This window comes from Streptomyces sp. NPDC052687, assembly GCF_040678395.1.
GTDB lineage: Bacteria > Actinomycetota > Actinomycetes > Streptomycetales > Streptomycetaceae > Streptomyces.
In genome coordinates, this window is sequence record NZ_JBFATR010000010.1 from 1 (window position 1) to 25,849 (window position 25,849).

General features: G+C 71.9%; 30 protein-coding genes. 14 read left to right on the forward strand and 16 right to left on the reverse strand.

The window, feature by feature from the left end; translation table 11 throughout:
* The coding region (locus AB0K92_RS11960) for a DUF6104 family protein (RefSeq protein WP_365922051.1) at positions 1 to 127 on the reverse strand (127 nt) is incomplete at its 3' end.
* A gap of 131 nt (positions 128 to 258) precedes the next feature.
* Here AB0K92_RS11960 and AB0K92_RS11965 point away from each other — a divergent pair.
* Together AB0K92_RS11965 and AB0K92_RS11970 are read left to right on the forward strand one after the other, a co-directional pair.
* On the forward strand, positions 259 to 1,257 hold the full coding sequence (locus AB0K92_RS11965; RefSeq protein WP_365921856.1) for a DUF4097 family beta strand repeat-containing protein: 999 nt from the start codon (positions 259 to 261) through the stop codon (positions 1,255 to 1,257).
* A 1-nt stretch (position 1,258) separates the two neighbouring features.
* Positions 1,259 to 2,293, forward strand: a complete 1,035-nt coding sequence (locus AB0K92_RS11970) for a helix-turn-helix transcriptional regulator (protein ID WP_365921858.1) — start codon at positions 1,259 to 1,261, stop codon at positions 2,291 to 2,293.
* A gap of 95 nt (positions 2,294 to 2,388) precedes the next feature.
* Here the strand turns inward: AB0K92_RS11970 and AB0K92_RS11975 are convergent, their stop codons facing one another.
* The 4 genes from AB0K92_RS11975 to AB0K92_RS11990 form a co-directional block, all read right to left on the reverse strand.
* Positions 2,389 to 2,955, reverse strand: a complete 567-nt coding sequence (locus tag AB0K92_RS11975) for a Clp protease N-terminal domain-containing protein (RefSeq protein ID WP_365922052.1) — start codon at positions 2,953 to 2,955, stop codon at positions 2,389 to 2,391.
* Positions 2,955 to 3,164 carry a helix-turn-helix domain-containing protein gene (locus tag AB0K92_RS11980; RefSeq protein WP_360214730.1) on the reverse strand — a complete coding sequence of 70 codons (210 nt, stop codon included), beginning with the start codon at positions 3,162 to 3,164 and terminating at the stop codon, positions 2,955 to 2,957. Before AB0K92_RS11980 ends, AB0K92_RS11975 begins: the two co-directional genes overlap by 1 nt.
* A 120-nt stretch (positions 3,165 to 3,284) precedes the next feature.
* On the reverse strand, positions 3,285 to 4,250 hold the full coding sequence (locus AB0K92_RS11985; RefSeq protein WP_365921860.1) for a zinc-binding dehydrogenase: 966 nt from the start codon (positions 4,248 to 4,250) through the stop codon (positions 3,285 to 3,287).
* A 263-nt stretch (positions 4,251 to 4,513) separates the two neighbouring features.
* Positions 4,514 to 5,737 carry an NADP-dependent malic enzyme gene (locus tag AB0K92_RS11990; protein WP_365921862.1) on the reverse strand — a complete coding sequence of 408 codons (1,224 nt, stop codon included), beginning with the start codon at positions 5,735 to 5,737 and terminating at the stop codon, positions 4,514 to 4,516.
* Between the two features lie 550 nt (positions 5,738 to 6,287).
* Here AB0K92_RS11990 and AB0K92_RS11995 point away from each other — a divergent pair.
* The 3 genes from AB0K92_RS11995 to AB0K92_RS12005 are packed head-to-tail and all read left to right on the forward strand — an operon-like array spanning position 6,288 to position 9,039.
* Positions 6,288 to 7,256 carry an ABC transporter substrate-binding protein gene (locus AB0K92_RS11995; protein ID WP_365921864.1) on the forward strand — a complete coding sequence of 323 codons (969 nt, stop codon included), beginning with the start codon at positions 6,288 to 6,290 and terminating at the stop codon, positions 7,254 to 7,256.
* Positions 7,257 to 7,297: 41 nt separating this feature from the next.
* Positions 7,298 to 8,236 carry an amino acid ABC transporter permease gene (locus tag AB0K92_RS12000; RefSeq protein ID WP_365757976.1) on the forward strand — a complete coding sequence of 313 codons (939 nt, stop codon included), beginning with the start codon at positions 7,298 to 7,300 and terminating at the stop codon, positions 8,234 to 8,236.
* Positions 8,237 to 8,286: 50 nt separating this feature from the next.
* Positions 8,287 to 9,039 carry an amino acid ABC transporter ATP-binding protein gene (locus tag AB0K92_RS12005; protein WP_166005249.1) on the forward strand — a complete coding sequence of 251 codons (753 nt, stop codon included), beginning with the start codon at positions 8,287 to 8,289 and terminating at the stop codon, positions 9,037 to 9,039.
* A gap of 58 nt (positions 9,040 to 9,097) precedes the next feature.
* Here the strand turns inward: AB0K92_RS12005 and AB0K92_RS12010 are convergent, their stop codons facing one another.
* A complete protein-coding gene (locus AB0K92_RS12010) occupies positions 9,098 to 9,868 on the reverse strand; it encodes a class I SAM-dependent methyltransferase (RefSeq protein WP_365921866.1) in 771 nt (256 codons plus the stop codon).
* A gap of 101 nt (positions 9,869 to 9,969) precedes the next feature.
* On the opposite strand from AB0K92_RS12010, the gene AB0K92_RS12015 reads away from it, so the two are divergent.
* Positions 9,970 to 10,599 carry a CGNR zinc finger domain-containing protein gene (locus tag AB0K92_RS12015; protein ID WP_365921868.1) on the forward strand — a complete coding sequence of 210 codons (630 nt, stop codon included), beginning with the start codon at positions 9,970 to 9,972 and terminating at the stop codon, positions 10,597 to 10,599.
* Here the strand turns inward: AB0K92_RS12015 and sodX are convergent.
* The gene (sodX, locus tag AB0K92_RS12020) at positions 10,503 to 10,937 is read right to left on the reverse strand and encodes a nickel-type superoxide dismutase maturation protease (RefSeq protein ID WP_365922053.1); all 435 of its coding nucleotides are present in this window, start codon (positions 10,935 to 10,937) and stop codon (positions 10,503 to 10,505) included. The genes AB0K92_RS12015 and sodX overlap by 97 nt on opposite strands.
* Before the next feature lie 145 nt (positions 10,938 to 11,082).
* Here sodX and sodN point away from each other — a divergent pair, with 145 nt between their 5' ends.
* The gene (gene sodN, locus AB0K92_RS12025) at positions 11,083 to 11,478 is read left to right on the forward strand and encodes a superoxide dismutase, Ni (protein WP_166002256.1); all 396 of its coding nucleotides are present in this window, start codon (positions 11,083 to 11,085) and stop codon (positions 11,476 to 11,478) included.
* Between the two features lie 568 nt (positions 11,479 to 12,046).
* Here the strand turns inward: sodN and AB0K92_RS12030 are convergent.
* Positions 12,047 to 12,481, reverse strand: coding sequence for an HIT domain-containing protein (locus AB0K92_RS12030; protein WP_365921871.1), 435 nt, complete (start codon positions 12,479 to 12,481; stop codon positions 12,047 to 12,049).
* A 74-nt stretch (positions 12,482 to 12,555) separates the two neighbouring features.
* On the opposite strand from AB0K92_RS12030, the gene AB0K92_RS12035 reads away from it, so the two are divergent.
* Positions 12,556 to 13,299 carry a VOC family protein gene (locus AB0K92_RS12035; RefSeq protein WP_365921873.1) on the forward strand — a complete coding sequence of 248 codons (744 nt, stop codon included), beginning with the start codon at positions 12,556 to 12,558 and terminating at the stop codon, positions 13,297 to 13,299.
* Here AB0K92_RS12035 and AB0K92_RS12040 read toward each other — a convergent pair.
* The 6 genes from AB0K92_RS12040 to AB0K92_RS12065 all read right to left on the reverse strand — a co-directional run bounded on the left by AB0K92_RS12040 (position 13,296) and on the right by AB0K92_RS12065 (position 18,421).
* Complete coding sequence (locus AB0K92_RS12040) at positions 13,296 to 13,724, reverse strand: hypothetical protein (RefSeq protein ID WP_365921875.1); 429 nt, start codon at positions 13,722 to 13,724, stop codon at positions 13,296 to 13,298. The two genes, AB0K92_RS12035 and AB0K92_RS12040, sit on opposite strands and share 4 nt — an antisense overlap.
* 36 nt (positions 13,725 to 13,760) lie before the next feature.
* Entirely contained in the window at positions 13,761 to 13,982 is a 222-nt protein-coding gene (locus AB0K92_RS12045) for a hypothetical protein (protein ID WP_365921877.1), read from the reverse strand.
* Between the two features lie 139 nt (positions 13,983 to 14,121).
* The gene (locus AB0K92_RS12050; protein WP_365921879.1) at positions 14,122 to 14,724 is read right to left on the reverse strand and encodes a GNAT family N-acetyltransferase; all 603 of its coding nucleotides are present in this window, start codon (positions 14,722 to 14,724) and stop codon (positions 14,122 to 14,124) included.
* A gap of 127 nt (positions 14,725 to 14,851) precedes the next feature.
* The gene (locus tag AB0K92_RS12055) at positions 14,852 to 15,442 is read right to left on the reverse strand and encodes a DUF6461 domain-containing protein (protein ID WP_365921881.1); all 591 of its coding nucleotides are present in this window, start codon (positions 15,440 to 15,442) and stop codon (positions 14,852 to 14,854) included.
* Between the two features lie 275 nt (positions 15,443 to 15,717).
* Positions 15,718 to 16,905, reverse strand: coding sequence for a family 2 encapsulin nanocompartment cargo protein polyprenyl transferase (locus AB0K92_RS12060; RefSeq protein WP_365921883.1), 1,188 nt, complete (start codon positions 16,903 to 16,905; stop codon positions 15,718 to 15,720).
* Between the two features lie 109 nt (positions 16,906 to 17,014).
* The gene (locus AB0K92_RS12065) at positions 17,015 to 18,421 is read right to left on the reverse strand and encodes a family 2B encapsulin nanocompartment shell protein (RefSeq protein WP_365921885.1); all 1,407 of its coding nucleotides are present in this window, start codon (positions 18,419 to 18,421) and stop codon (positions 17,015 to 17,017) included.
* 326 nt (positions 18,422 to 18,747) lie between these two features.
* Here AB0K92_RS12065 and AB0K92_RS12070 point away from each other — a divergent pair, with 326 nt between their 5' ends.
* Together AB0K92_RS12070 and AB0K92_RS12075 are read left to right on the forward strand one after the other, a co-directional pair.
* Positions 18,748 to 19,338: an N-acetylmuramoyl-L-alanine amidase gene (locus AB0K92_RS12070; protein WP_365921887.1), complete on the forward strand. Its 591-nt coding sequence runs from the start codon at positions 18,748 to 18,750 to the stop codon at positions 19,336 to 19,338.
* Between the two features lie 40 nt (positions 19,339 to 19,378).
* A complete protein-coding gene (locus AB0K92_RS12075; protein WP_365921889.1) occupies positions 19,379 to 20,275 on the forward strand; it encodes a pyridoxal-phosphate dependent enzyme in 897 nt (298 codons plus the stop codon).
* A gap of 144 nt (positions 20,276 to 20,419) precedes the next feature.
* Here AB0K92_RS12075 and AB0K92_RS12080 read toward each other — a convergent pair whose 3' ends face one another.
* Positions 20,420 to 22,015 (reverse strand): Na+/H+ antiporter, encoded by a 1,596-nt coding sequence (locus AB0K92_RS12080; protein ID WP_365921891.1) that lies wholly within the window; start codon positions 22,013 to 22,015, stop codon positions 20,420 to 20,422.
* 61 nt (positions 22,016 to 22,076) lie between these two features.
* Between AB0K92_RS12080 and AB0K92_RS12085 the strand changes: the two genes are divergently transcribed.
* From AB0K92_RS12085 to AB0K92_RS12095, 3 genes are all read left to right on the forward strand, one after another.
* Complete coding sequence (locus AB0K92_RS12085; protein WP_365921893.1) at positions 22,077 to 22,337, forward strand: UBP-type zinc finger domain-containing protein; 261 nt, start codon at positions 22,077 to 22,079, stop codon at positions 22,335 to 22,337.
* A gap of 274 nt (positions 22,338 to 22,611) precedes the next feature.
* Positions 22,612 to 23,025, forward strand: a complete 414-nt coding sequence (locus AB0K92_RS12090) for an anti-sigma regulatory factor (RefSeq protein ID WP_166002247.1) — start codon at positions 22,612 to 22,614, stop codon at positions 23,023 to 23,025.
* Positions 23,026 to 23,042: 17 nt separating this feature from the next.
* Positions 23,043 to 24,173, forward strand: coding sequence for an RNA polymerase sigma factor SigF (locus AB0K92_RS12095; RefSeq protein WP_365921895.1), 1,131 nt, complete (start codon positions 23,043 to 23,045; stop codon positions 24,171 to 24,173).
* Between the two features lie 22 nt (positions 24,174 to 24,195).
* On the opposite strand, the gene AB0K92_RS12100 is transcribed toward AB0K92_RS12095, so the two are convergent.
* On the reverse strand, positions 24,196 to 24,648 hold the full coding sequence (locus tag AB0K92_RS12100) for a hypothetical protein (RefSeq protein WP_365921897.1): 453 nt from the start codon (positions 24,646 to 24,648) through the stop codon (positions 24,196 to 24,198).
* 198 nt (positions 24,649 to 24,846) lie between these two features.
* Between AB0K92_RS12100 and AB0K92_RS12105 the strand changes: the two genes are divergently transcribed.
* Positions 24,847 to 25,815, forward strand: a complete 969-nt coding sequence (locus AB0K92_RS12105) for a diacylglycerol kinase family protein (protein ID WP_365921898.1) — start codon at positions 24,847 to 24,849, stop codon at positions 25,813 to 25,815.
* Positions 25,816 to 25,849 lie beyond the last annotated feature (34 nt).

Consider the following 25,849-nt stretch of genomic DNA (forward strand, 5'->3'; position numbering starts at 1 on the left):
CCGGCACCTCGAAGTCGGGGTTCAGATCGACGAACGTCCGCAGCTGCTCGGCGAGCCACTCGAAGGAGACCTCCTCCTCGCCGCGCCGCTTCTCCAGTTCCTCGATGCCACGGTCCGTGAAGTACATGAGGTCAAGGATAAGTGGGCCGGTGGGCCGGTCCCCGTTGACTTTCCCCGGCCGCGATATATCGTGAATCACGTAAGACGCGATATGGCGCGTCGTGCGTCGATGGTGTGCTGGTCGAGGAGGTCTCCACCATGTCCGAGTGGTCCGTCGCGGAGCCGAGCAAGCTCACCTTCGACGAGCCGGTGCGCGAACTGCACGTACGGATCGTCAACGGGACGGTGAACGTGGTGGGCACGGACGAGGCGCCCGCCCGGCTGGAGATCTCCGGCGTCGAGGGCCCGCCCCTGCGGGTCACCCACGAGAACGGCACCCTGACGGTGGCCTACGAGGACCTGCCCTGGAAGGACTTCCTCACCTGGCTCGACCCCAAGGGCCGGCAGCGCAGTGCCGTGGTCTCCCTGGCCGTCCCGGTGGGCACCCGCGTCCGCGTGGGCGCCGTCGCCGCCACCTCGGTGGTCTCGGGCGTCGGCGGCGAGGTGGACGTGCGGGGCGTGTGCGGGGACACCACGCTGGTCGGGCTCGCCGGACCGGTCCGCGCGGACACCGTATCGGGCAACCTGGAGGCCCAGGCCCTCACCGGCGATCTGCGGTTCCACTCCCTCTCCGGTGACCTGACCGTCGTCGAGGCGGGTTCGTCCGTGCGGGCCGAGTCGGTCAGCGGCTCGATGATCGTCGACCTGGACCCGGCGGCCCGCCGGACCGACGTCAGCCTCACCAGCGTCTCCGGCGAGATCGCCATCCGCCTGCCGCAGCCGGCGGACACGGAGGTGGAGGCCCACACCGCCGGCGGGACCGTTTCCAGCGCCTTCGAGGACCTGCGGGTCGGTGGCCCGTGGGGCGCCAAGCGCATCACCGGCCGCCTCGGCGCGGGCAACGGCAGCCTGCGGGCGACGACCGTCTCGGGCTCGATCGCCCTGCTGCGCCGCCCGCCGCAGGAGCCGGAGCCGTGGGAGCCGGAGGCGCCCGCGGCGGAGCCTTCCACGGCAAAGGCGCCCGCGGGAAAGGCGACGGACGCCTCGGGGGAGAATGCCGCTGCCGGCCCGGGCGAGGACCCGTCCCCGAACAGTGACCCGACCAGCGACCCGACCAGCGCCCCGGCCGACGGCACGACCGACAAGAAGGTGCTCTGACATGCCTCCCGTCTTCGCCCATGGCCGCCTGCGCCTCTACCTGCTGAAGCTGCTCGATGAGACCCCGCGCCACGGCTACGAGGTGATCCGCCTCCTGGAGGAACGCTTCCAGGGGCTGTACGCGCCGTCGGCGGGCACGGTGTACCCGCGCCTGGCCAAGCTGGAGAGCGAGGGCCTGGTCACCCACACCACCGAGGGCGGCCGCAAGGTGTACGCCATCACGGACGCGGGCCGGGCCGAACTGGCCGGCCGCAGCGGTGAGCTGGCCGATCTGGAGCTGGAGATCCTGGAGTCGGTGGCCGAGCTGGCCGCGGAGATCCGGGCCGATGTGCGGGGCGTGGCCGGTGATCTGCGGCGCGAGATGCGCGCCGCGGCGGCGAGCCAGGCCCGGCAGGGCGCGGGCGGCGCCGAGGAGCCGGTGGACAAGGAGGCCTGGCAGGCGGCCAAGGAGGAGATGCGCCGCGTCAAGCAGGAGTGGAAGGAACAGGCCCGCCGCGCCAAGGACGAGAGCCGCCGGGCCCGCGAGGAGGCCCAGCGCGCCCGGCGCCAGGCGAAGGAGGCGCAGGAGCGGGCACGGGCGCAGGCCCAGGAGGAGGTGCAGCGCATCGCCCGGCGGGTGCAGGAGCAGGTGCAGGACCACTTCGCGCGCGGGGACTGGCCGACGGGGCTGCGCGAGGGCCTGACCGAGCTGGCCAAGGAGTTCGGCGAGTTCGGAAAGGACTTCGGCAAGGAGTTCGGCCGGGACCTGGGCTTCGGCCTCGGCAACGGGACCAGGGCGGCCAAGGCGGGCCCCGAGCCGGAGTTCTCGGCCGCCCCCGAGGACTTCCCGGCCGGTTACGCGCCGTCGTGGGCCCACGAGCCCCCGACCGGCGATCCCGCCCGCGACCTGGAGCGCCTCCTGGACCGCTTCCGCGACGACATCCGCGACGCGGCCCGCGACCACGGCGTCACCCCGGACCAGCTGCGCGAGGCCCGCCACCACCTGTCCACGGCCGCCGCCCACATCAGCGCCCTGCTGCGCGCCCCGAAGGCATAGCCCCCTGGGGGCGGCAGCCGTGCACCTCGCCCTCACCACAGGGGGCGGCCGCCGCGCCTCGCCCCGCCCGTGCCTCTCCCCCGCCGTCCCTCACCTCACCCCGCCCGCGCCTCTCCCCCACCGCCCAGCACCCGGACCGCCGACTCGTAGGTGACGCCGTGGTCGGCCAGCACCTCCGCGGCCACGCCCGGGCGGGCGGTGAGGGCGAGGAGGATGTGGTGGTCACCGATGGACCTGTCGCGCCGGGCGAGGGCGATGCGCAGGGACTTCTCCAGGACGTCCTTGGCGTCCCGGCCGAAGGAGGGGCGGCCGGACCCCCACCACGCCTTCTCCTTCGGCGCCCCGGACATCGCGCCGGCGCCGTGCACCTCCTCCACGCGGGCCACGATCTCCGCCACGTCGATGCCCAGCCCGGCCAGCGCCTCGGTCTCCGCCTGCGACAGCCCGGCCCGGCGCCGCGCCTCGGCCAGCGCCGCGGTCACCGACTCCCGGCGCGCGGCGGCCCCGAGCGCCGCCAGGACGAAGGAGCCCCGGCTCGCCTCCCGGTCGAGCAGGGCCAGCAGCAGATGCCCGGCGTCGACGGTCCGCGCCGACTCGCGCCCGGCGTGGGCGACGGCCCCCTTCACCACCTCACGGGCGTCCTTGGTGAACCGCTCGAACATCATCGCCTCCCGTACTTCTTGTGCACGGCCTGCCTGCTCACTCCGAGTTCCGCGGCGATCTCCTGCCACGACCAGCCCTGTTGGCGCGCGCTGCGCACCTGCACGGCCTCCAACTGCTCCAGCAGCCGGCGCAGGGCGGCGACGGCCCGCAGCCCGACCCGCGGGTCGCGGTCACCGGCCCGCTCGGCGAGATCCGTTGCTTCGGTCATGCCGTCAACTTACGTTGACACAGACAGGGGCGTCAACCCTGGTTGACATCGAGGATGCGAAAACGGCCGGCCCGGACATCGCCGGACCGGCCGTCGGCGCCGGGCGCCCGCCCGAGCCGCTCAGGAGTGAGTGAGCACGATCTTGCCGAACTGGTCACCCGCGGCCAGCCGCTCGAACCCCTCGCGCGCCCGGTCCAGCGGCAGCACCTCGTCGATCACCGGCCGCACGCCCGTGGCCGCGCAGAACGACAGCAGGTCCTCCAGCTCGTCCTTGGTGCCCATGGTGGAGCCGACCACCTTCAGCTCCAGGAAGAAGATCCGGGTCAGCTCGGCGTGCGAGGGCCGGTCGCCGCTGGTGGCACCGGAGATGACCAGCGTGCCGCCGGGCCGCAGCGACTTCACCGAGTGCGACCAGGTCGCGGCGCCCACCGTCTCGATCACCGCGTCGACCCACTGCGGCAGCCGCGCCCCGGGCTCCACGGCCTCCACGGCGCCCAGCTCCAGCGCCCGCTTGCGCTTGGCCTCGTCGCGGCTGGTCGCGAAGACCCGCAGCCCGGCCGCCTTGCCGAGCACGATGGCGGCCGTGGCGACGCCGCCGCCCGCGCCCTGCACGAGCACCGAGTCACCGGGGCGCACCCCGGCGTTGGTGAAGAGCATCCGGTACGCCGTCAGCCAGGCGGTCGGCAGACAGGCGGCCTCCTCGAAGGACAGCTCCTTCGGCTTGGGCAGGATGTTCCAGGTCGGTACGGCGACCTGCTCGGCGAAGGTGCCCTGGTAGCGCTCGGTGAGGATGGAGCGGGGCTCCTTCGGGCCGACGCCGTGGCCGCTCTGGCCGATGACGGAGTGCAGGACGACCTCGTTGCCGTCCTCGTCGATCCCGGCGGCGTCGCAGCCGAGGATCATCGGCAGCCGGTCCTCGGGGAGGCCGACGCCGCGGAGGGACCAGAGGTCGTGGTGGTTGAGGGAGGCGGCCCTGACGTTGACGACACTCCAGCCGGGACGGGCCTCGGGGGCGGGGCGCTCCCCCGATTCCAGGCCGGTGAGCGGCTGGTCGCGGTCGATTCGGGCGGCGTAGACAGCGAACATGGGGGCGACGATAGGCGTACGTCCGGTCCGGCGGAACCGCACCACCCTGTGAGACATACCCTCTTGCACCCTGGGCGACCGTACGCCCCTTCAGGGGCGCGGGGAACTGCGCGACCGGCCACAGACCACCCGCGGTCGCGTACGGCGGCCCTCACCGCACAGGCGGGGCGCGGCCACCCGTACGACCCAGCCCACGAAAAAAATGGCCCCGCCCGGACGGGCGGGGCCATTCGGCTGAACTCAGCGCCTCGGCGCCTTTGGCGTCACCGCCGGGCCACGCCCTCGGCGCGGGCCGCCGCGGCCACCGCCGCCGTCACGGCCGGAGCGACCCGCTCGTCGAACGGCGAGGGGATGACGTAGTCGGCGGCGAGGTCGTCGCCGACCACCGAGGCCAGCGCCTCGGCCGCCGCGATCTTCATGCCCTCGGTGATCCGGGAGGCCCGCACCTGGAGCGCGCCGGCGAAGATGCCGGGGAACGCGAGCACGTTGTTGATCTGGTTCGGGAAGTCGGACCGGCCCGTGGCCACGACCGCCGCGTACTTGTGCGCGACGTCCGGGTGCACCTCGGGGTTCGGGTTGGCCATGGCGAACACGAACGCGCCCTCGGCCATGGAGGCGACGGCCTGCTCCGGCACCGTACCGCCGGAGACGCCGATGAAGACGTCGGCGCCCGCGAGGGCGTCCTCCAGCGAGCCGCTGAGGCCGGCCTTGTTGGTGAACCCGGCCAGCTCGCGCTTGACGTCCGTCAGGTCCTCCCGGTCCGCCGAGACGACGCCCTTGCGGTCGGCGACCGCGACGTCACCGATGCCGGCCTCGACCAGCATCCTGGCGATGGCGACACCGGCCGCGCCGGCGCCCGAGATGACGGCGCGCAGCTGCCCGATCTCGCGCCCGCTGAGCCGGGCCGCGTTGCGCAGCGCGGCCAGCGTGACGACGGCCGTGCCGTGCTGGTCGTCGTGGAAGACCGGGATGTCGAGCCGCTCCTGCAGGCGGCGCTCGATCTCGAAGCACCGGGGTGCCGAGATGTCCTCCAGGTTCACGCCGCCGAAGGAGGGGGCGAGGCGCACCACGGTCTCGACGATCTCGTCGACGTCGGTGCAGGCCAGCGCGATCGGGACGGCGTCGACGCCACCGAACTGCTTGAAGAGGATGGCCTTGCCCTCCATGACGGGGAGGGAGGCCTCGGGCCCGATGTCACCGAGCCCGAGCACGGCCGTGCCGTCCGTGACGACGGCCACGACGGACGACTTCCAGGTGTAGTCGTGCACGAGGTCCGGCTGCTCGGCGATCGCGGTGCACACTTTCGCGACGCCGGGCGTGTACGCGAGGGACAGGTCGTCCTTGTCACGGATCGGCACGGTGGCCTGCACGGCCATCTTGCCGCCGCGGTGCAGCGCGAACGCCGGATCGAAGGAATCGAGGGGCTCCGCACCGCCCTCCTGGTCCGTATGCGTCTCGCTGCGAGGATTGACGATCTCCGCTGCCACTTGGTTTTACCCCTTAGGTGTTCATGGTTTGAGGGTGAGATCCGCTCCTGGTGAGGAGTGGGCGGGCACCGCGTAAGACCCGGTCGGTGGTGCGTACGGGTACATACGCGACGGGCGCGCCGCACACGCGCCCTGCCCCGGATGAGGGGTGTAAAGAACCTTCTTACCGGACGAGGGGCGTCGCCGACGAGTCCATAACGCGAAGGTCACATGCCGGTGACATGACTCATGGATGAATATGGGGACAAGGGCTCGACAAACCCTTGACAAGCACTAGAGAACCGGCAAAAGCCAGATACCGCTCATCCACATACTGAGACACACCGAAGATCTTCCGGCCGGAAGGAGGCATTCCCGCAGAAGGTGCGGCCGTGTTGTCCGGAGTGATGGGGTTCGGGGGTCACCCGTTATCCGATTTTGACATAGCTGGCCGCCTGAATGGCTCAGTCCGAATGGCAAGATGCCGTAATCACACGAGGTCGCGACACCCGAAGGTGTGTGTTCTCGTCGACCCATCGGCAACTCCACCCATCCGCCGGAGGAACCCACCATGACCGCAAGCACCATCCGTCGTTCGACCGCCAAGCGCGCTCGGCTCGCCGCGGTCGGCTCGATCGCGGTCGCAGGCGCCCTGCTGCTCACCGGCTGCGGCGATCAGACGGAGAACGGCGGCGGCTCGGACAGCACGGACACCGCGACGAAGGCCGTGGAGGCGCCGCTGGCCGACCGACTGCCCAAGGACATCCGTGACAAGGGCATCATCAAGGTCGGTTCGGACATCGCCTACGCGCCCGTCGAGTTCAAGGACGCCTCCGGCAAGACGGTCGGCATCGACCCGGACATCGCCGACGCCATGGGCAAGCAGCTCGGCGTCGACTTCCAGTTCGAGAACGGCACCTTCGACACCCTGATCACCGGTCTGCGCTCGGGTCGCTACGACATCGCCATGTCGGCGATGACCGACACCAAGGACCGCCAGGAAGGCATCGACTCCGACACCGGCAAGAAGGTCGGCGAGGGCGTCGACTTCGTCGACTACTTCACCGCCGGTGTCTCGATCTACACCAAGAAGGGCGACGACCAGGGCATCAAGACCTGGTCCGACCTGTGCGGCAAGAAGATCGTGGTGCAGCGCGGCACGGTCTCCGAGGACCTGGCCAAGGCCGAGTCGAAGAAGTGTCCGAAGGGCAAGAAGATCACCATCGAGGCCTTCGACAACGACCAGCAGGCCCAGACCCGCCTGCGCGGCGGCGGCGCCGACGCCGGCTCCTCCGACTTCCCGGTCGCGGCGTACGCGGTCAAGACCTCCGGCGGCGGCAAGGACTTCCAGCTGGTCGGCGAGCAGGTCGAGGCGGCGCCGTACGGCATCGCGGTGGCCAAGGACGACACCCAGCTGCGCGACGCCCTGAAGGCCGCCCTGGACGCGATCATCGCCAACGGCGAGTACAAGAAGATCCTGGACAAGTGGGGCGTCGCCGAGGGCGCCGTCGAGGAAGCCGTCGTCAACGGCGGCAAGTGACCGCGTGACCTCCGCACTGCGGGCACTGAAAGGCAACACCCGTGACTGTTGACATCGACAAGACGACGGGACCGGCGGACACGCCCCCGGCCGGGCCGGAGGCCATCAAGGCCATCCCGGTGCGGCACTACGGACGGTACGTCTCCGCCGTCGTCGCCCTCGCGCTGTTCGGCGCGGTCGTCTACGCGTTCTCCCAGGGCAGGATCAACTGGGACGCGATCCCTCAGTACTTCTTCGACGACCGCGTCCTCAGCGGCGTCGGCAAAACGCTTCTGCTGACCGTCCTGTCCATGGCGATCGGCATCGTCGGCGGCATCCTGCTCGCCGTCATGCGGCTCTCCCGCAACCCGGTGACCTCGTCCATCGCGTGGTTCTACATCTGGTTCTTCCGCGGTACGCCGGTCCTGGTGCAGCTCGTGGTCTGGTTCAACCTGGGCCTGGTCTTCGAGTACATCAACCTCGGGCCGGTCTACAAGGACGAGTGGTCGGACTTCATGACCCCGTTCCTGACCGCGCTGCTCGGCCTCGGCCTGAACGAGGCCGCGTACATGGCGGAGATCTGCCGCGCCGGTCTGCTCGCGGTCGACGAGGGCCAGACCGAGGCGGCGCACGCCCTGGGCATGAGCCACGCCAAGACCCTGCGCCGGATCGTGGTCCCGCAGGCGATGCGGGTGATCGTGCCGCCGACGGGCAACGAGGTCATCAACATGCTGAAGACGACCTCGCTGGTGTCCGTCGTGCAGTTCTCGGAGCTGTTCCGGGTCGCCCAGGACATCGGCCAGACCTCCGGCGCCCCGGCCGAGATGCTGTTCCTCGCCGCGGCCTGGTACCTGCTGCTGACCTCGGTCTTCAGCGTCGGCCAGTACTACCTGGAGCGCTACTACGCCCGTGGCTCCACCCGCCAGCTGCCGCCCACCCCGTGGCAGAAGGTGAAGGCGAACATGTTGTCCCTCGGCCGCCCGAAGGGGGGCATGGCATGACCGAGAAGCCCAGCACGACGGCCGAGCCTGTGAAGAAGTCCGTCGTCCCCATGGTCAAGGCCGAGGGCGTGCACAAGTCCTTCGGTCACGTGGAGGTCCTCAAGGGCATCGACCTGGAGGTCAAGCAGGGCGAGGTGTTCTGCCTCATCGGCCCCTCCGGCTCCGGCAAGTCGACCTTCCTGCGGTGCATCAACCACCTGGAGAAGATCAACGGCGGCCGGCTGTACGTCGACGGCGAGCTGGTCGGCTACCGCCAGAAGGGCGACAAGCTGTACGAGCTGAAGGACAGCGAGGTCGCGCTGAAGCGCCGGGACATCGGCATGGTGTTCCAGCGGTTCAACCTCTTCCCGCACATGACGGCCGTCGAGAACGTCATGGAGGCCCCGGTCCAGGTCAAGGGCAAGAGCAGGACGGAGGCCAAGGAGCGCGCGATGCAGCTGCTGGAGCGCGTGGGGCTCGGCGACAAGGCCGGGAACTACCCCTCGCAGCTCTCCGGCGGCCAGCAGCAGCGCGTGGCCATCGCCCGGGCGCTGGCCATGGACCCGAAGCTGATGCTGTTCGACGAGCCGACCTCGGCGCTCGACCCGGAGCTGGTCGGTGACGTCCTCGACGTCATGCGCGACCTCGCCGAGTCCGGCATGACGATGGTCGTCGTCACCCACGAGATGGGCTTCGCCCGCGAGGTCGGCGACAGCCTGGTCTTCATGGACGGCGGTGTGGTGGTCGAGTCCGGCAACCCGCGCGAGGTCCTGACCAACCCCCAGCACGAGCGGACCCAGGCGTTCCTGTCCAAGGTGCTGTAGCGGTACGCGTGCGCAGGGGCGGTACGGAACACCCGTACCGCCCCTCCTCACGTGCCCGTCACTTGAGCGCGAGCAGCAGGGTGTCCGACGGCGAGCACCACACCGGGCGGGCCTCGCCGAAGCCCTTCTCGCGCAGGACGCGGGCGTGCCACGCGGGGGACGGCATGTCGCCGTCGGCGTGCTCGCCGTAGATCTCGAAGCGGCGGGCGGTGGGTTCGGCGAGCACCGGGTCCTCGGCGGCCAGCTGCCACCACTGCGCCCAGTCGAGCACGCCGCCGCGCTTGGCCTCGTCCATGCGGGCGTGGCGCAGGGCGCGCTCGGCCGCGTTGATCCGGGGCGTGGTGTCGTCGATCATGTGGTCGGCGTTCAGGAAGACACCGCCGTCGCGGACCAGCTCCGCGACCTGACCGTAGAGGGCCGCGAGGGGTTCGCTGTGCAGCCAGTGCAGGGCCGTCGCGGTGAGGACGGCGTCGTAGGAGTCGTACGGCAGCTTCGCCGGCCAGCCGGGGTCCTTGAGGTCGGCGGTGACCAGGGTGACGCGGTCGTCGCCCGCGAAGGTGCCCTCGGCGATGGTGAGCAGGGCCGGGTCGAGGTCGACGCCGGTGCTGGTGGCCTCGGGGAAGCGGGCGAGCAGCCGGGCGGTGATGGTGCCGGTGCCGCAGGCCAGGTCGAGGACGCGGGGTGCGCGTCCGACGAGCGCCTCGACCATGTCGAGCATGATCCGGAACCGGTCCTCCCGGTCGGGCATGTACCACTCCTGCTGGCGGTCCCAGCTGCGCTGCCAGGCCTGCCAGTCGGTCCCGGTCGCCGCGGTGCCCGTCTCCGTCATCGTCGCCCTCCCTGACGTACCCATGCGTAATACCCTGGACACACAATCGTCTGTTACCCGACCGCACACACGACCATAGAGCGCCCGCGTAAGGACTACAAGTGGAACTGGCCTATTACTCGGATTACGCCGTCCGTCTCGTCAACAGCGAGGAGCCGGCCCGGGGCAAGGACTCGCTGACGTCCGTCGAGGCCGTCCGCGGTCTCTTCGGCGACAACCGGTCGGCCGCCCGCCGCGCCACCGAGGCCGACGTCACCCGCTTCCGCTCGGTCCGTTCCCGGCTGCGCGCGGTCTTCGAGGCGGCGGACGGCGGCGACGAGACGCTGGCGGTGGACCTGCTGAACTCGCTGCTGCTGGAGTTCCCGGTGAGCCCGCAGATCTCCGGCCACGACACCCGCGACGAGGACGGCCGCCCGCTGTGGCACATGCACCTCGCCGACCACCCGTCGAACGCGACCGCCGGCTACGCGGCCATCGCGGCGATGGGCCTGGCCTTCCACCTCACCGAGTACGGCGTGGACCGCCTGGGCCTGTGCGAGGCGGCGCCGTGCCGCAACGCCTACCTCGACACCTCCACCAACCGCTCCCGGCGCTACTGCTCCGACCGCTGCGCGACCCGCGCGAACGTGGCCGCCTACCGCGCCCGCAAGCGCCTGGAGGCCGACCGGTCGCACAGCACCGGCCTGGCCGCCGACAGCGCCCAGCGCAGCACCGCCAGCGGCGAGCGCTGATCCGGCTTGCGCGGCCGGTAGCGGAAGCGCACCCGGCCGAGCACCAGCTCCTCGGGGACGGTGCCGTAGTCGGTGCTGTCGCCGCCCGCGTACGCGTTGTCCCCGAGCACCCACCAGCCGCCCTCGCGGCGCTCCGCGGCCCGTTTCACCACCAGCAGGTCCTGCTGGAACGGGTGGCGCAGGACGATCACGTCACCGGGCCGGATCCGGGCGCCGTAGTGCACCACCAGCCGGTCCCCGTGCAGCAGTGTGGGCACCATCGACGGCCCGGTCACCTCCGCCAGCCCGAAGGGCGCCACCGCTCCCCTGCGCTCGGTCTCCTGCGACAGCTCCCGCATCCCCGGCACCTCCCCGGTTCGATCCTCCACCAGTCCCAGTCTCACCCCGGACTTTTGTCCTAAGCCCAAGGGGGCACCCGCGAAATCCCGTCCCTCAGGGAGTAATGTCCCACCTGAGAAGACGATCACGAGGAAGGAATGCTCCATGCTTTCCCGCCTGTTTGCCCCCAGGGTCAAGGTCAGCGCACACTGCGACCTCCCCTGCGGTGTGTACGACCCGGCCCAGGCCCGCATCGAGGCGGAGTCGGTGAAGGCCGTCCAGGAGAAGATGGCCGCCAACGACGACCCGCACTTCCAGGCGCGTGCGACGGTCATCAAGGAGCAGCGCGCGGAGCTTGCCAAGCACCACGTCTCGGTGCTCTGGAGCGACTACTTCAAGCCGCCGCACTTCGAGAAGTACCCGGAGCTGCACCAGCTGGTCAACGACACCCTGAAGGCCCTCTCGGCCGCCAAGGCGTCGACGGACCCGGCCACCGGCCAGAAGGCCCTGGACTACATTGCCCAGATCGACAAGATCTTCTGGGAGACCAAGAAGGCCTGACCCACAGGTCCGCCCCGATCCGCGATCGGTGCACCATCGCAGGTCACCGGGCATCCCACGGGGGCCGGCCGGAACACCGGCCGGCCCCCGTGGCGTTCGTTGGCATCGGACGGCAGGGCGCGCACGGCCGCCCGGGACGGGGGGACCGCACGCGTGACAGCCGCCGACGACGGTGCCGGCACCGGCCGCGAGCCGCTCGACGCCGACCGGGTCACACCTGAAGTCCATCCAGGCGACCATCGCCCGGCTGGGCACCAGCTCGTTCCTGGTCAAGGGCTGGGCGCTCACGCCGGCCGCGGGCTTCCTCGCTGTCGGCCGGCCGGCGCAGCTGGGCGGTGGCGGGCGCCGGGATCGTGCCGCTGCTGTGCCTCTGGTTCCTCGACGGGCACTTCCTGCGCCAGGAGCGGCTCTGCCGGCGCCTGTACGACGCCGCCCGCCGCCCCGGCTCCACGGTGGAGGTGCTGTCCATGGACGTACGTCCTCCGCCCGCAGATGCCGCTGCGCCGCGCCGTCCTCTCCGGCACCCTCGCCCTGTTCCACGGCGCGCTGCTCACCGCGGACCTGGTGTTCATGGCCGTCTGGAGCTGAGGCATGCGGCTCTCAGCCGCTGCGCCGGCCCGTCCGGCACCGCCTCGTCACGGGGCGCCTCGCGCGGCGGCCAGAAGTCGCCCATGGGGTCGCCGCGGTACCGCGGCACGAGGTGGACGTGGGTGTGGAACACGGTCTGGGTGGCGGCCCGGCCGGCCGAGTTGATGATGTTGACGCCCTCGGGGGCGAGCACCGCGCGCAGCAGCCGGCCGACCGACAGCACGGAGCCCATCAGGTGCCCGACCTCCTCCTCGCCCATCTGCCAGATGTCCGCGGAGTGGACGCGGGGCACGACCATGGTGTGCCCCCGGGTGGCCGGGGTCAACGGGCAGAACGCGACCGTGTGGGCGTCCTCGTGGACGACCCGCGCCCGCGCGGGATCGGCGACGACGGCGCAGAACGGGCAGGCTTCCATCGGGTCTCTCGCTCCCGTACGCACCCACGCGCGCGCGGGGTCCGCGTGCGCATCCTCCGCCTACGATCATGCCCATGGCCATCCGCTGGACGTACGCCTTCGTCGACCGCCCCGCCGCCCTCCTCGGCCCCGCCCAGGACTTCTGGACCGCCGTCACGGACACCCGGCTGTCCCCGCCCCGCGGCGCGAAGGGCGAGTTCGCGACCCTGCTGCCCGGCGGCGGTGCCGACCCCTGCGTGAAGATCCAGGGCGTCGACGCCGGGAACGGCGGAGCACACCTGGACCTCGCCGTGGACGACGTGCGGGACCTCACCGACCGTGCGCTGCGGCTGGGCGCGGGGATCGTCGCCGAGCACGACGGGTGGGCGGTGCTCCGCTCACCGGCCGGGCAGCCGTTCTGCGCCGTGCCGTGGCAGGGCGAGTCGGTCCGGCCGCCGGTGGTCCGCGGCAGCCGCCTGGACCAGGTCTGTCTGGACGTCCCGCCGTCGCGGTACGACGCCGAGGTCGCCTTCTGGAGCGGACTGCTGACCGGCTGGTCGTCCCGGCCGGGGTCCCTGCCGGAGTTCCACGTGGTCGTGCCGCCGGCCGGGCTGCCGGTGCGGGTGCTGGTGCAGCGCCTGGGCACCGAGCGGCCGGTCTCCGCCCACCTGGACCTGGCCTGCGCGGACATCGAGGCGACCCGCGCGGAGCACGAACGGCTCGGCGCGGTGCGGGTGGCGCGGGGCGCGCACTGGACGGTGCTGCGGGACCCGGCGGGCGGCACGTACTGCCTGACCGGGCGGGACCCGGAGACGGGCGGACTGCCGGGCCCGGCCTAGGCCAAGCCCGTCTGGATCTCGTCGGCGCCGTCCAGGACGGGCCGGATCACCACCGGCAGATCGGCGATCCCGTCCGGGCCGGGGCAGCGGGTGACGCGCTCGGCGATCTCCGTCACCCGCTCCAGGCTCGGGCAGTCCAGCAGCCAGTAGCCGGCCGGCACCACCTCGGCCTTGTCGTACGGATCGTCCGCGATCACCGTACGGCCGTCCGGGCCGCGGGTGACCAGCCGGGTGCGGCCGGGCTCGGCCAGGCCCTGGGCGTCGACCAGCTCGCCGGTCTCGGCCAGTTCGGCGTTGATCGCACCCATGTAGGCGTACATCGCCTTGAGATCGCCCTCGGTCCAGGCCGGGGCATGCGCGGAGGCCTGGCCGCGCATGCTCTCGTAGTCCGCCTGGGTGCCCTGCACGACGACCAGGTACTTCATGGGCGCGCTCCTCGGTTGTCCTCGCTGGTCCTCGGCTCAGGGTTTCCTGAGGTGCCCGGCGTGGCGCGCGTGCTCGGCGGGGCGGCCGGGCCGTTCCTCGGTGGCTTCGGCGCCCTGCGGGACGTACTCGGCGCACGTGGGGTTCCGGCACGGACCGGCCACCCAGGTCGGCACCCACGCGCCCAGCGTCTTGTGCCGCCGGACGACTGTTTCGACGGGCTGTCCGCAGACGGGACAGACGCGTTCTTCGCTGTCCATGTCCCCAGAGTAGGACGGCCGACCGGCGTCCGCCCCTCGCCGCGGAGGCCTCGCCGCGGATGCCTCGCCGCCGGGCCCTCGCGGGGGCGCCACCGCCGCGTCACGCATCCTGCACACCTGCCGGCTCACGGGGGGTGGCTCAGGGCCGCGGTTCCCGCCACATCGGCCACATCGTGGGGCCGTCGGGCAGCTCCAGCACCCGGTCGGCCAGCACCGTGAAGCCCAGCCGCTCGTAGAGCCGCCGGCTGCCGGCGTTGCTCGCCTCCAGATAGGCGGGCAGGCCCTCACGGTCGCAGCGGTCGAGGACCGGGGTGAGGAGCGCGGTGCCCAGCCCCTCGCCCTGGCGGTCCGGGGCCACGCCGATCATCCACAGGTACGCGTGGGCGCGGCCGGCGGGATGGATCTCCCCGGTGAGCCGGCCGATCAGCTCCACGCGCTCGTTCGCGGGGTCGACGGCCTCGCGGACCTGGGCGGGGCCGTCGTCGTGCCCCTCACCGGCCGGGCCGGCCGCGGGCACCGACAACCACAGCGCGCAGGCCGAGCCGTCCTCGGTGACGTCGATCCGCCCGGCGTCGAGCACGATGTCGGTGAAGGCGGCCATCAGCCGGTGATGGGTGGCGCGGAGGTAGTCCTCGCCCGGGAAGACCCAGCGGCTGACCGGGTCCTCCCGGAACGCCGCGTCCAGCAGCCGGACGACCATGTCCCGGTCGCCCGCCCCCGCCACCCGGATCCCCACACCCATGCCCTGCCCCACCCCTTCGCCCCACCCTGCGGACTTCAACCCGCCGTGCGCATACGGCGGTTGAGCCTAGCCGGTGGGTGAGCCGGGGCCTCGACGAGGTCGTGCCCCTGCGCCGGGGGCCGCCGTCTCAGTCCGGCAGGGGAAGCAGCCTGCCGCTCCAGCGCTCGTCGTCCACGCCGCCCGGCCGCCCCAGCCGGATGTCGAAAGCGTTCTCCACCAGGGCCAGGACGCTGTGCAGGGGCGCGGCCCGGCCAGGAACGAGCCCGAGGGGTCTCATGACGTCATCGAGTCTCGCCGGGTCCTGTCCGGCCGGTTCGATCGCCTGGAGCGTGTGGAAGTCGACGATGATCCCGCCGTCCACCGCGTACTTGAACCAGTGCATCGGCTTCTCGTTGTAGTGGAGCACCACGGCTTCCGTGCCCGCGGAGACACGACTCAGGATCCCCTCATCGAGTCCGTGCATGCCGCCCTGTTCCCATGCCCAGGTCCACGAGCCGTCGATGCCACTGGTGACGACGGGTTCCTCATCATCGAAGAGGTCGTCGCCCCAGTCGTCTTCCAGGTCCACGGCGTCGCGAAGCGCGAGGGTCTCCGGATCGACCCCCATGCGGGTGAGCAACTCCGCGGGGGACAGATCCCGCACGAAGGTCAGCGTGTATATGGGGAAGTCGCCCTGCCGGAACACATCCAGTCCGCGGCCCGTCCCTGCACTTGTCATGCCGTGGATGCTGTCACACACCACCGACAGGCTCTCCGGGCTGCCGCCTTGACGGATCGGCCTCGACAGGTCGACCGCATCGGACGGCTTGACCCCGGCCTGAGCGACGGCCGGCGGCGGAGACGGGTGGGCCCCGCACACCGTGGGGATGTGCGGGACCCCTGGTCCGGAGCCCCGGGCCCGCGCGGGGTCAGGAGCCGCGCGTGCCGCAGGACTCCGGGGTCTGTGCGGCCAGGGAGCCGCAACGTCGCGGGACGGGCGCGACGTTGCGCCTCCTAGGTCGTGCGGCGGGTGACGAACTCGGCGAGGGCCAGGAGGCCGCCCGCCGCCTCCGGCTGCGGGATGGCGCGGGACAGCTCCTGCATCGCACGGGCCATGTGATCGGCCGCCTGCGCCTGGGCCCACTCCCGGCCGCCCGCCCGTTCCACGGCGAGCACGGTGGGCTCCAGATCACCCCCGTCGTACGGCACCGCGTACAGCTCGGCGAGGTCCGCCGCCGCCGGGGTGCCGGAGGTCAGCGCGGCGACCACCGGGAGGGACTTCTTGCGGGCGGCGAGATCCGCGCCGGCCGGTTTCCCGGTGCGGCCGGGATCGCCCCATATGCCGATCACGTCGTCGATCAGCTGGAAGGCGAGCCCGGCCTCGCGACCGAACCCGTCCAGCGCCTCGACGTCCTCCACGGGCGCCCCCGCGTACAGCGCGCCCAGCGCGCACGCGCACCCCAGCAGCGCCCCGGTCTTGGCCTCGGCCATGACCAGCACCTCGTCGAGCGTGACCTCGGTGGGATCGCGCCGCTCCAGCGCGGTGTCCGCCTGCTGTCCCTCGCACAGCTCCACCACACAGGCCGCCAGCCGGGCCGCGGCCGCCGCGGACGCCGGATGCGGGTCCTGGGCGAGCAGCCGCAGGGCCAGCGCCTGGAGGGCGTCGCCGGCGAGGATGGCGTCGGCGTCGCCGAACACCGTCCACGCGGTGGGGCGGTGCCGGCGGGTGGCGTCCCGGTCCATGACGTCGTCGTGCAGCAGCGTGAAGTTGTGCACCAGCTCCACCGCAGCGGCCGCCCGCGCGGCCGCCGCCTGGGCGGCCGGCCCGCCGAGCGCGGCCGCCGCCGCGAGGACCAGCGCGGGCCGGATCGCCTTGCCCGCGCCGCCCGCCGCCGGAGTGCCGTCCGCGTGCTCCCAGCCGAAGTGATAGCGGGCGACCCGGCGCATCGAGCGCGGCAACGACTCCACGGCCCCGCGCAGTTCGGGGTCGACCGACGCCCGGGCGCGCTCCAGGATCACCGCCGCCTCGTCCCCGGCGAGCCGGCCCGGGCCGCCCTCCGTGCCGCCCTCCGTGCCGGTCGCGAGGGGACTGTGCCTCTCGCGCGCGTCGACACCGCCGTGCGGGCCCGGCAGGCGCGGACCGGCGATACCGCCGCGTGTCCCGGCGCGGCGTTGCCCGGCCTGCGTCATGGACTCGGTCACGGCGTCCCCCTCGCGGACTTCACGGACGGCGGGCCGTCCACTCCGATCGGCGTTCCCGGAGGGTCTACCCGCCCCGCCGGGCGGGGACACGGGCCCGGGGCGGGAAGGATCACCGCCAACGGCCGATCTCGACGTTCTCCAGGACACCGAGGGCGTCCGGGACGAGGACGGCCGCCGAGTAGTACGCCGTCACCAGGTACTTGATGATGGCCTGTTCGTTGATGCCCATGAACCGAACCGACAGACTGGGCTCGATCTCGTCCGGGATGCCGGACTGGCGCAGGCCGATGACGCCCTGGTCGGCCTCGCCGAGACGCATCGCGATGATGGAGCTGGTGCGGGCCTCGGTGACCGGGATCTTGTTGCACGGGTAGATCGGCACGCCGCGCCAGGTGGGGATGCGGTTGCCGCCGACGTCGATCGTCTCCGGCACCAGGCCCCGCTTGTTCAGCTCGCGGCCGAACGCGGCGATGGCCCGCGGGTGGGCGAGGAACATCTTGGTGCCGCGCCGGCGGCTGAGCAGCTCGTCCATGTCGTCGGGGCTCGGCACGCCGTCGTGCGGCTGGATCCGCTGGTCGTACTCGCAGTTGTGCAGCAGGCCGAACTCGCGGTTGTTGATCAGCTCGTGCTCCTGGCGCTCCTTCAGCGCCTCGACCGTGAGCCGCAGCTGCTGCTCGGTCTGGTTCATCGGCTGGTTGTAGAGGTCCGCCACGCGCGTGTGGATGCGCAGCACGGTCTGGGCGATGCTCAGCTCGTACTCGCGGGGGCGGGCCTCGTAGTCGACGAAGGTGTGCGGGATGTCCGGCTCACCGGAGTGGCCCGCCTCCAGCTCGATCGCCTTCTCGCCGTACTTGTTGGTGCGCTGCTGCGGCAGGGAGCGCAGCTGCTCCAGGTGGGCCCGCAGCGAGTCGGAGCGCTCGGCGATCTGCTCGAAGTGCTGCCGGGACAGCACGAGGACGGTGCAAGGGGTGATCGCGCGGGCCGTGTACTCCCAGATGGCGTCCCCGTCGAGCAGGGCCTGGTCGCCCAGGTAGGAGCCGTCGGCCTGGACGCCGAGGCTCTCGTCGTCGCCGTAGGGGCCGGTGCCGAGCTTCTCGACGCGGCCGTGCGCGACGAGGTAGACCGCGTCGGTCCGGCTGCCGAAGGAGGCGATCACCTCGCCGGCGGCGAACTCCCGCTGCTCACAGCGCCGGGCGAGCTCCGCCAGCACCTCCTCGTCCTCGTACGACCGCAGCGCGGGCAGCTCGCCGAGTTCCGCGGGGATGACCTCGACGCGGTCGCCGGTCTTCACGAAGGTGATGCGTCCGTCGCCCACAGCGAAGGTCAGTCGCCGGTTCACCCGGTACGTACCGCCCTGTACGTCCACCCAGGGAAGCATCCGCAGCAGCCAGCGCGAGCTGATCTCCTGCATCTGGGGAACGGACTTGGTGGTGGTGGCCAGGTTCCGCGCGGCAGCCGTGCCGAGACTCTGCTGCGGCCTGCCCTGCTCCGTGCGGACCTCTTCGCCTACCGACATAGAAAATTGCCCTCCCGGTCATGCCCGGCAGCGTTCTGCGCCGGGCACCGATCTCGCGATCTCCCGGCCAAGCCTTTCATCACGGAGTGTGCTCGTGCTATTACCCGAAAGAGCGGGAATGGATCACCGCGGGCTGGGCACATATAGGTCCCTTGCCAGGGCCTGACCGGTGGGAGACAGGCGGGCGCGCACAGTCGGAAGCACACTGTCCGGATCGGCTCGCACGCTGTGCGAACGGTGGGTTCCGCAGCGGTGCGCTTCGGTAGAGCAGCGGTACGGGCGGCCGCGACGGGCGGCTGTCACGCACCAGCGAAAGGGGCGCGCGCATGGCCTCACCGATGTCCGCGGACCGGTTCCTCGACGTGCTGCGGGCGGAAGGCGTCACGGTCGTCGAGGTCGGCGACTGGCGGCAGCACAACCGCAACCACAAGGGCCTGTGGGGTCCCGTCCACGGAGTGATGCTCCACCACACGGTGACCCGCGGCAGCCGGCACACCGTGGAGCTGTGCCGCACGGGCTACGACACGCTGCCCGGCCCGCTGTGCCACGGGGTCGTCACCAAGGACGGCACCGTCCACCTCGTCGGCTACGGCCGCGCCAACCATGCCGGTCCCGGCGACGACGAGGTGCTGCGCGCCGTGATCGCGGAGAAGGCGCTGCCGCCCGACAACGAGGCGAACACGGACGGGAACCGGCACTTCTACGGCTTCGAGTGCGAGAACCTCGGCGACGGCGAGGATCCCTGGCCCGCGGCCCAGCTGGAGGCCGTCGAACGCGCCGCCGCGGCGATCTGCCGCCACCACGGGTGGTCCGAGCATTCGGTCATCGGACACAAGGAGTGGCAGCCCGGGAAGGCGGATCCGGTGGGCTTCTCCATGGAGTCGATGCGCGAACGCGTCCGGTACCGGCTGAAGTGAGCCGGCCGCGGTGCCGTGCCGGGGGGGGGAGAATGGTCCCGTGACCGGCAACGACGCCCTCGCCGCGCTGCGGCCGAGACTCCCCTCGCCCGTGCAGGAGGTGCGGGACGAGCGGTTCGCCCGCCGCGGCGTGCGGCTGCTGCTGAAGCGCGACGACCTCATCCACCCCGACCTGATCGGCAACAAGTGGCGCAAACTCGCGCCCAACCTCGCGGCGGCGGCCGGCCGCCCGATCGTCACCTTCGGCGGCGCGTACTCCCACCACCTGCGCGCCACCGCCGCCGCGGGCCGCCTGCTCGGCGTCCCCACGATCGGCGTGGTCCGCGGCGACGAGCTGGCCGGCCGGCCGCTGAACCCCTCCCTCGCGCGGTGCGCCGCCGACGGCATGCGCCTGCACTTCGTCGACAGGTCGACGTATCGCCGCAAGACGGATCCGGCCGTCCTGGCGACGCTGCTCCGCGCGGCCCGCGCGGAGGACGCCTACGTCGTCCCCGAGGGCGGCAGCAACGCCCTCGCCGTCCACGGCTGCACCGCCCTGGGCGAGGAACTGCGCGGCCACGCGGACGTGGTGGCGGTGGCCTGCGGCACCGGCGGCACACTGGCGGGACTCGCGGCGGGGGCGGGCCCCGGGCAGCGCGTGCTCGGCATACCCGTGCTGAAGGGCGGCTTCCTCGGCGAGGAGATACGCACCTTGCAGCAGGCGGCCTTCGGCGGACCGCGCGGCGACTGGCGGCTCGACGAGCGGTTCCACTTCGGGGGGTACGCGAGGACGACCCCCGAACTCCACGCGTTCGCCGATGATTTCGAGGATCGGCACGGAGTGGGCGTGGAACGGCTGTATGTGGCCAAGATGCTGTACGGCCTGACCACCTTGACCGAGGAGGGCGCCTTCCCGCCGGGGACGGTGGTGGCCGCGGTGATCACCGGGACGCGTTAGCGCTTCCGTCGGCCGAGTCTGCCCACGGTCCTCTTCTTGCCGAGCAGCTTCCGGGCTTGCGCGCTGCGCGTGGTGCCAGGCGTCCGCTTCGTCCCCGCGGGATCCATCATCCCCCCGGGCACTGACAGCGCACCTCGCATCACATCACGTCGCCTCGCGGTACGCCGCCGCTTCCTCCAGGTCGAGCCGGCGCAGCAGCGTGCGCAGCATCTCGTCGTCGATGTACCGCAGGTCCCGCAGCTTGACGAAGACCTCCCGCTCGGCGCCGATCATCTCCCGCGCGAGCCGGCGGTAGGTGTCGTCGGCGGTCTCCCCGGTGACGGGGTTGGGCTGGCCGAGGCGTTCCCAGACGGCGTTGCGGCGGCGTTCGAGGACGGTGCGCAGCCGGTCGGCGAGCGGGCCGGGGAGGGCGTTGCGCTCGTCGGCGAGGAGTTCGCCGAGGCGCTGTTCGGCGGCGCGGGAGGCCTGCGCCTGGGCGTTGGCCTCGGCGAGCGTCTCGGCCTGGGCGTCGCGGCCGGGCAGGCGCAGCAGGCGGATGAGCGGCGGCAGGGTGAGGCCCTGGACGACGAGGGTGCCGATGACGGTGGTGAAGGTCAGGAAGAGGATGAGGTTGCGGCCCGGGAAGTCCTCGCCGCCGTGCATCGTCGCCGGGATGGAGAAGGCGATGGCGAGGGAGACCACGCCGCGCATACCGGCCCAGGAGATGATGAACGCGCCCTTCCAGGTGGGGTTGTCCTCGCGTGCGCGGATCCGCGCGGACAGCGCTCGCGGCAGGAACGTCGCCGGGTAGACCCACACGAACCGGGCGACGACCACGACGAGGAAGAGGGCGACCGCGTACCAGGCGGCGTCCGCGCCCTCGTACTCCCCCAGACCGCGCAGGACGACGGGGAGTTGCAGCCCGATGAGGGCGAACACGGAGGACTCCAGGACGAAGGCGACCATCTTCCACACCGCGTCCTCCTGGAGGCGGGTGGCGAAATCGACCTCCCACGCGCGGTGGCCGAGATAGAGGGCGACGACCACGACCGCGAGGACGCCGGAGGCGTGCACCTGCTCCGCGACGCCGTACGCGACGAACGGGATCAGCAGGGAGAGCGTGTTCTGCAGCAGCGCCTCCTTGAGGTGGGTGCGCAGCCAGTGGATCGGCACCATCAGCAGCAGCCCGATGCCGATGCCGCCGACCGCCGCGATCAGGAACTCGCCGATGCCTCCGGCCCAGGTGGCGCCCTCGCCGACGGCGGCGGCGAGGGCCACGCGGTAGGCGGTGATCGCGGTGGCGTCGTTCACCAGGGACTCGCCCTGGAGGATGGTGGTGACCCGGGAGGGCAGTCCCACGCGGCGGGCGATCGCGGTGGCCGCGACCGCGTCCGGCGGCGCCACCACCGCGCCCAGCACCAGCGCGGCGGTCAGCGGCAGGCCGGGCACGATCAAATAGGCCGCCCAGCCGACGACGACGGTCGCGAAGAGCACGTAGCCGACGGAGAGCAGGGCGACGGGCCGCAGTTGGGCGCGCAGGTCGAGGTAGGAGCTGTCGATGGCGGCGGTGTGCAGCAGCGGGGGCAGGAGCAGCGGCAGGACGATGTGCGGGTCGAGGGTGTAGTCGGGCACGCCGGGCACGTACGACACCACCAGACCGGCCGCGACCAGCAGCAGCGGCGCCGGCACCGGGGTGCGGCGGCCGGCCGCGGCGATCGCCGCGCTTCCGGCCACCAGCAACAGCAGGGGCATCACGTCCATGGCTTTCGCCCGCTCTCGTTCTCCGCGCGGTGATCCGCACACCCGTCGTAATCTGGCAATCATGAAACAGTGCACGCACGCCGACGCGCTGCCGCACCCGGAGCCCTCCGCGCTGAGCGAGACGTGCCCGGAGTGCCTGGCGGCCGGTACGCACCCGGTGCAGCTGCGGCTGTGCCTCACCTGCGGTCACGTCGGCTGCTGCGACTCCTCGCCGGGGCGGCACGCCACCGGGCACCACGAGAAGTCGGGGCACCCGGTGATGCGCACGTTCGAACCGGGTGAGAATTGGCGTTGGTGCTTCGTGGACCACGTGCTCGTGTGACCCGCTCGTGACCCGGGTTCCGGACACTGGGATCCGGACGGTTCGAGCGTCTGACGCCGGGGTACGTCAACCCGGCGCCCCCTGTTCCGAATTGGGTCCGCCCACCCTCTAGCCACTGTGCGTGTTCATGTGTTTACTATGAGTGACAGCAGGGGGTTGGGGTCCCGGGACAGGAAAATCGAGAGCGCGGTAGCGTCACCGCTGAACCACACATCGCGTTACCCCGGGGGGCGACCCTCGGCCCCGTAAAGCTTGTACCACCTTGGAGGTGAGGGTGTCCCACATCGCAGGCGAGCCCGCGACCCAGGACTTCGTCGAAGTCCGGCTGCCGGCTGCGGGTGCCTACCTGTCGGTGCTGCGGACGGCCACGGCCGGCCTCGCGGCCCGTTTGGACTTCACCCTCGACGAGATCGAGGACCTGCGCATCGCGGTGGACGAGGCCTGCGCGATCCTGCTCCAGCAGGCCGTGCCCGGCTCGGTGCTCAGCTGTGTCTTCCGGCTCGTCGACGACTCGCTGGAGGTCACCGTCTCCGCGCCGACCACGGACGGTCACGCCCCCTCGCGGGACACCTTCGCCTGGACCGTGCTGTCCGCCCTCGCCGGCAAGGTCTCCTCCGCCGTGGACGAGGACAAGACCGTTTCGATCAGCCTCTACAAACAGCGCGGCGCGGGACCCGGGCCGGCGTGAGGAACGGGGACGGGCCGGTGCGGGACGAAGAGCGCGGCACACGGGAGCTGCCGGCCGAGGGCATGGGCGGGCCGGCGTCTTCGGGCAGCCCGGAGACTCCGAGCGGTCCGGACGGTTCCCGACGCATGGCGGACGGCATCGACGGCATCCCCGAGCAGGCCCGGCCGCACCCGGAGGAGGACACCCCTCGGGCGGACTTCCCCGGCGACGGGCAGCGGAATCAGGACAGTGCCGTGCAGGGCGCGCCTTCGGAGCGGCGGAACGGGGGCTCCCCTGTCCGGGCCGAGGCGCGGGCTCGGGGAAGGGCGACGGGCGGGACGATGAGCGAGCACGAGCGAAATTCCGAGGACGACGCGCCGGCCGCGCGCAGCACGCCGGCCGCGCATCACGACCCTCAGGACCGCAGCGGGGCGCGTGCCCTGTTCATCGAGCTGCGCTCCTTGCCGCAGGGCAGCCCGGAGTACGCGGAGCTGCGCAACCGGCTGGTCCGGATGCATCTGCCGCTCGTCGAGCACCTCGCGCGCCGCTTCCGCAACCGGGGCGAGCCGCTGGACGACCTCACGCAGGTCGCCACCATCGGGCTGATCAAGTCGGTCGACCGCTTCGACCCGGACCGCGGCGTGGAGTTCTCGACGTACGCGACGCCGACGGTCGTCGGTGAGATCAAGCGGCACTTCCGGGACAAGGGCTGGGCGGTGCGGGTGCCGCGGCGGCTGCAGGAGCTTCGGCTGTCGCTGACCACGGCGACGGCGGAGCTGTCCCAGCTGCACGGCCGCTCCCCCACGGTGCACGAGCTGGCCGAGAAGCTGGCGATCTCGGAGGAGGAGGTCCTGGAGGGCCTGGAGTCCGCCAACGCGTACTCCACGCTGTCCCTGGACGTCCCCGACACCGACGACGAGTCCCCGGCGGTCGCGGACACCCTGGGCGCGGAGGACGAGGCGCTGGAGGGCGTCGAGTACCGGGAGTCGCTCAAGCCGCTCCTGGAGGACCTGCCGCCGCGCGAGAAGCGGATCCTGCTGCTGCGGTTCTTCGGGAACATGACCCAGTCGCAGATCGCGCAGGAGGTCGGCATCTCGCAGATGCACGTCTCCCGGCTGCTGGCGCGCACGCTGGCGCAGCTGCGGGAGAAGCTCCTCGTCGAGGAGTGACGGCTGCTTCGAGGAGTGACGGCTACTTCCGGGCGTTGCCGGGCCCGCGGATCCCGAGGGCCCGGGTCGTCTCGGGGTTGATCAGCAGCACCAGCGCGGCCACGGCGACGACGGCCAGCGCGATCCCCGCCGGGATGGACATGCTGTCGGCCTGGAGCAGGTTGTAGGCCACCGGCAGCGCCATGATCTGCGTGATGACGGCGGGACCCCGGCTCCAGCTCCGCCGGGCCAGCAGACCCTTGGCGGCGAGCAGCGGCAGCAGCGCGAGGACGACGAGCGTGATGCCCCCGGTGACGGCCTGCCGGCGACCGTCCGGCTCCCCGGTCAGCCCGAACACCAGCATCCAGACCCCGCCGACCACCAGCGCCAGCCCCTCCAGCCCGGCCAGCACCGCCGCAGCGGTCAGCCGCGCCGGACGCGGGCCCACCTCATCGGCGTCGACGGCTTCGGGACTGGGGTTTCGCGCAGAGGTCACCCTTGCAGGGTAGCGGCCGGGGGCGGGAGTCGCGGGCGAGGTGGGACGGGGCAGGTCCGCCGCGGGTCCGGTGGGCGGGACGGGTGTGCGCGCCCGGAGGCTCGATCCGCGCCCCCGTGTTCAGGTTCACGCCTCGAACTCGGCGTGATCCGCACTCCGGCCTGGGCCCGGTACCCCTCAGTAGGTACGCTGCCATCCATGCGTGCACTTCTCGTGGTCAATCCGGCGGCAACCACCACAAGCGCACGTACGCGCGATGTGCTGATCCACGCGCTCGCGAGCGAGGTGAAGCTCGAGGCGGTCACCACCGAGTACCGCGGTCACGCTCGTGACCTCGGCCGGCACGCGGCGCAGAGTGAGGACATCGAGCTGGTCGTGGCCCTCGGCGGCGACGGGACGGTCAACGAGGTCGTCAACGGTCTGCTGCACGCCGGCCCCGATCCGGAGAACCTGCCGCGCCTGGCCGTCGTGCCCGGCGGGTCCACGAACGTCTTCGCCCGCGCGCTGGGCCTGCCCAACGACGCCGTCGAGGCGACCGGCGTACTGCTGGACGCCCTGCGTGAGGGCAGGGAGCGCACGGTGGGGCTGGGCCTCACGTCCGGTACGCCGGGCAGCGACGACGAGTCGGTCCCGTCCCGCTGGTTCACCTTCAACGCGGGCCTCGGCTTCGACGCGGGCGTGGTCGGCCGGGTCGAGCAGCAGCGCGAGCGCGGCAAGAAGTCGACGCACGCGCTCTACGTCCGCCAGGTGGTGCGCCAGCTGCTCGGCGAGCCGCACCGCCGGCACGGGACGATCACGCTGGAGCGGGACGGTGAGGAACTGGCGACGGATCTGGTGCTGTCCATAGTCTCGAACACCGCCCCGTGGACGTTCCTCGGCAATCGCCCCATGTACGCGTCGCCTAAGGCATCGTTCGACACCGGGCTCGACGTATTCGGACTCAGCCGCCTGTCCACGGCCTCGGTTGCCCGGTATGGCACCCAGTTGCTCACTTCGTCCCCCGAGCGCGGCCCCCAGGGCAAGCACGCCGTCTCCCTGCACGATCAGACCGAGTTCACCTTGCATTCGAAGGTGCCTCTGCCCCTCCAGATGGACGGTGACCACCTGGGGCTGCGTACGAGCGTGACGTTCACAGGCGTACGCCGTGCACTGCGTGTGATTGTGTGAGCAGAAGGGGCGAAAGTCCTTTCACTCGAACGTT